Consider the following 4,139-nt stretch of genomic DNA (forward strand, 5'->3'; position numbering starts at 1 on the left):
TCCCGCCCGTCCAAAAAGGACGGGCGGGACGCCCATCCCACTTTCAAGAGTGGAAGTTATTTAATTCTCATTCCTTATTGTTTTATCGGCGGATCTCAAAAGTACGCGCGGCGGAGCTATCTTGAAGGGAATCGCCCTCCGGGTTTTCGTATTCCAAAACCAACTCACTAACCGTAGCACCGGTGGGGCCGCGGCGGCACCAACTAATCATTCCTTCCACAGCTTTTTTGGAGCCTTCAAAGACAGCCTCGACGCGCCCGTCGGGGAGATTTCTCACCCAGCCGCTGAGGCCGAAATACTTTGCTTGATTCATCGTTGAATATCGGTATCCTACTCCTTGAACTAATCCCGAAACAAAAACGCGGACTCTGACGGGCGGCAATGATTGGTTTTGCATAATACACGGCTCAACTTACTGCTAACATCTGTTTGAAAATTTTAAGGATCAGTTTGATTATGTTAAATTTTAGTGCGATGGCGCTGCCGGGATTCCTGATACGCCGCATCACCCTAGCTTTTTCAACTATTCCCGATTTCACTGATTGGCTGGTTGCAGCTATGCTCGCGCTGGTTTACACTTCGATCGCTCTTTCCATTGGTTTTTGGTCAGGATTTCTAAAAGTAGACGTGCAAACCTCTCGGCGTACAATTGTGGGAGTGCTTCTTGGCTGTTTGTTAAGTCCGGGCATCACCGAGGAATTATTGTTCCGGGTGTTAATGCTGCCGCACCCGTTTGAGAAGGCTTCTGGGTTAATGCTGTGGTATTGGGGATGCGCGAGTTTGGCGGTTTTTATAGTTTACCACCCGCTGAACGCGCTGACTTTTTACCCGGTTGGTCGATCGACCTTTATGAATCCAGTATTTTTGCTACTGGCAGCAATTTTGGGAGTTGCGTGCTCCCTCGCATACCTGCAAAGCGGTTCTATCTGGCCTGCGGTGGCGGTTCACTGGCTAGCAGTGACAGCCTGGCTGTTGCTACTGGGCGGTTACAGGAGGCTGTATGGTTAAATGTAAAAAGTCCAGCATCACTATTTTGTCGGGAGGATCTCAGTTGTGGGTATCATAGGAGCGATCGTAGGTTTTTTGGCAGGGATAGCAGTTGCTTACTGGTTAGTAGAAAAGCGCTTAAACAAGCAAAAACAAGAATACTTGCAGCAAACTCGCAGAATTACTGAGGAAATAGAATTAGCTCAGATGTCTCGGGTGCAACAAGCTGTCGAATCTCAGAAAGGAGAACGGGAAAATCAGCTTAGAAAAGCTACTATCGAACACGAAAATTTACTCAGACAAGTTACTACCCAATACGAAAACCAGCTCAAACAAGTTGCGGCTCAATATGAAAATCAGCTCCAACAAGTTTTGGCAGAACGCGACAGTCAGCTCCAACAAGTTCATGCAGAACGCGACAGTCAGCTCCAACAAGTTGTCAGCGCACACGAGCCTGAGCTGCGGAGAAAAATCAGCGAGGAATTAGAAGCCGCTAACAATGCTAGGATGCAGCAAAATATCCAATCTTTGCAAGCAGAACACGAACATCATTTACTTAGAGTTGCTGACGAATTGCATTTAAATTATCAAGCTCAGATGGAGCAACATTTGCAAAACCTGCAAAATGAACACGAAATTCGCTTGAGGCAAACTGCCGAGGAATATGAGAACCGCGAGGTTGAGATGCAGTTAAATATGGAGGCTTTGCAAGAGCAATACGAGAGTCAGTTGCAAGCGGCTCACGAGCAGTTGAGAGACCACGAAGCTCAGATGCAAGCTACTATCAGGTCTTTGCAAGAGCAGTACGAGAGTAATGTACAACAACAAGAAGTCCCCGATCAGCAGTTTAGTCAGTTAAATTCAACAGAATTTCCCGAAGGTTTCTCACAAGAAGAAGTTTGGCAGGAACTGTCAACTGAGTTAAATCAAACAGAAGTTGAAGAGTTAAATTACACAGATTTTTCCGAACCACAATCAATTGATTTACATCAACCCGAAGTCGAACAACAGCTTCCTATTGCCAGACAAGCACCAAGCTATTCCCTGCCACAGTTGATGGGATGTGTTCAAAGTCAGGACAAAGAAACCCGCAAGTTTGCAGCGTCTGCTTTAGGTAAAATGGCTGCTGCTAATGCTCTGAGATCCGAAGGTCAGCGAGCAATAGAAACCTTGGGAAAATTAGCTCAAGATATTCACCCGGAGGTGCGCGAAGCTGCTGTGGAAGCACTAGCAATGATTAAGTCGGAAAAAGTGATTCCGCTGCTACAAAAAGCTTTGCGAGATATAGATAGCGGTGTGGCTAAATCGGCAAGTGCGGCGCTCAATAAGTTTAAGTTTTATCCGCGAACTCCGGCGGCTAAGCCGAAAACTGTTGATCTGAAGAAACCAAAGCGTTAAGCATTTATATCAATTCCGGTTGCACCGTCCGTGATTGTTGACTGTTGACTGTTGACTGTTGACTGTAGAAGGAGGGGTGGAAAAACTGAATGGTTGAGTGTTAACTGTTGACTCGATTTTACAGCATATTCCAGAATATGCTGTAACTTGTGACTAATGACTACTGACTGATGACTAATTTAAAATCGCTGCTTTGTACCGAGTATAAATTTGAGGTCGCCGGAGTCGCTAACAGCCATATCTAAGCGAATTAATCCAAAGGACGATCGCACCCTCACACCCACCCCAACACCCGCCCCAGTCCCCGGTTTGTCCCTGACTACCGCCGGTTTCCCCAACACGCTATCTCCCGTTCCCAAATCCGACGCAAAATCAACAAATATCACGCCGCCAACATCCTGACCCACAGGAAACCGATATTCCCCGGAAGCTAAAAAATAACTCCGCCCACTGCCAATATCCCCGCTATCGTAGCCCCGCACGGAATTGCGGCCGCCGAGGCGAAAAGCTTCCGTTGGTGGCAAATCCCCGATTACCGTGCCCGCTTGCAAGTTAAAAGCCAGCATTTCGGGCAAGGCTTCGGACTCGCTAATGCCCAACAAAGTTACGGGTACATAATGTATATAATTCGCCAACAGTCTGTTACTCACAATGTTACCTCGACCCAGAGGTATCGACTGCTCGGTGCTGAGGCCCAGAATCGATCCTCTGGTGGGGTTAAAGGGATTGTCCCGCCGATCGAGCATTGCGCCAAAAGAAACAGTGTATAACTCGTCAACGCCACTGCCGCTGAATGTGAGAGGATTTCCGAGTTCGTCGCGGCGGGCGATATTTAAGTTGCGATCGCGCGTACTGATGTTTGTATAATTCAGTCCCAAAGTCGATTGCCAATCGCCCAAAGGTCTGGTAAACCTGAGATTTCCCCCCATCCGAATTTCCCGAACTCGGTTCCCGTTGGGCAAATCAATATCTTTGTTGAAAATTTCCGATATTCTGCGATCGCCAAAAGCTCTCACACTGTATCCCAAACGGTCTTTGGCGGCAACGTAAGGGCTGACAAACTGGACATCGTACTGGATACCTCGGAGGCTGGGCTCAAGTTCCACCGCCAGCCGCTGTGGGGTTGTTCCGAAAGTTCGATCGGTATAGGAAAGAGGAACAGCAACGCCAACATCATCACTAAGACTGGCACTCACGCTAAAAGAGCGAGCCGATCGCTCTTGAACGTTGTAGATTACATTAACATCCGTGCCAACTTCTTCGATCGAAACCGTAACCTTGTCAAACAATCCCAATTGCTGCAACTGCTGTAAATCCGATCGTACAACTTCCCGGCTGTAGTTATCCCCCGCCTTGAGTTTGAGCTCTCCTCGGATAAAATCTTCCGAAATTCTGCCCTCAACCGGATTCCCTTTTTTATCAACAGCTTCACCTGTGGAATTGACAAAGCGAATTTTCACCTCTGCAACGTAAACACCTTCAGCATTGCCCGCTTGACTGATTTGTAGAGTACCACCTAGCTGTCGGGCGTTGCTGTTTACTGCTTCGGGGATTTCGGCTTGTGTCGCGATCGTCGCCGGAGTTTTTAACAGAGATGTAAAATCTTTATGGTGGCTGGACTTGAGTGAGGGAGATTCCCTAGGGGATAGCTGCGCCGCGGGTACTTCAGCCAACATTCCTGTGCCACCAAACAATTCATCTCTTGTGGAACGGGCATCTTGCCCGTTCTTGACAGATGCTGCACCGTTCTTGAG

The 4,139-nt window shown here is 47.8% G+C and carries 4 protein-coding genes; 2 read left to right on the top strand and 2 right to left on the bottom strand.

What is annotated here, in order from left to right; genetic code table 11:
• Positions 1-82: 82 nt before the first annotated feature.
• Positions 83-397 carry an acylphosphatase gene (locus tag QUB11_RS26845; RefSeq protein ID WP_333203738.1) on the bottom strand — a complete coding sequence of 105 codons (315 nt, stop codon included), beginning with the start codon at positions 395-397 and terminating at the stop codon, positions 83-85.
• A 59-nt stretch (positions 398-456) separates the two neighbouring features.
• On the opposite strand from QUB11_RS26845, the gene QUB11_RS26850 reads away from it, so the two are divergent.
• Both QUB11_RS26850 and QUB11_RS26855 read left to right on the top strand, forming a co-directional pair.
• Entirely contained in the window at positions 457-1,008 is a 552-nt protein-coding gene (locus QUB11_RS26850) for a CPBP family glutamic-type intramembrane protease (RefSeq protein WP_333203741.1), read from the top strand.
• Positions 1,009-1,053: 45 nt separating this feature from the next.
• Positions 1,054-2,385 carry a HEAT repeat domain-containing protein gene (locus QUB11_RS26855; protein WP_333156134.1) on the top strand — a complete coding sequence of 444 codons (1,332 nt, stop codon included), beginning with the start codon at positions 1,054-1,056 and terminating at the stop codon, positions 2,383-2,385.
• A gap of 179 nt (positions 2,386-2,564) precedes the next feature.
• Here the strand turns inward: QUB11_RS26855 and QUB11_RS26860 are convergent.
• Positions 2,565-4,139: BamA/TamA family outer membrane protein (locus QUB11_RS26860; RefSeq protein WP_333203743.1), on the bottom strand; the 1,575-nt coding region annotated here is incomplete at its 5' end.

The sequence above is a fragment of the Microcoleus sp. B6-A1 genome (assembly GCF_036705085.1).
Taxonomy (GTDB): domain Bacteria; phylum Cyanobacteriota; class Cyanobacteriia; order Cyanobacteriales; family Microcoleaceae; genus Microcoleus.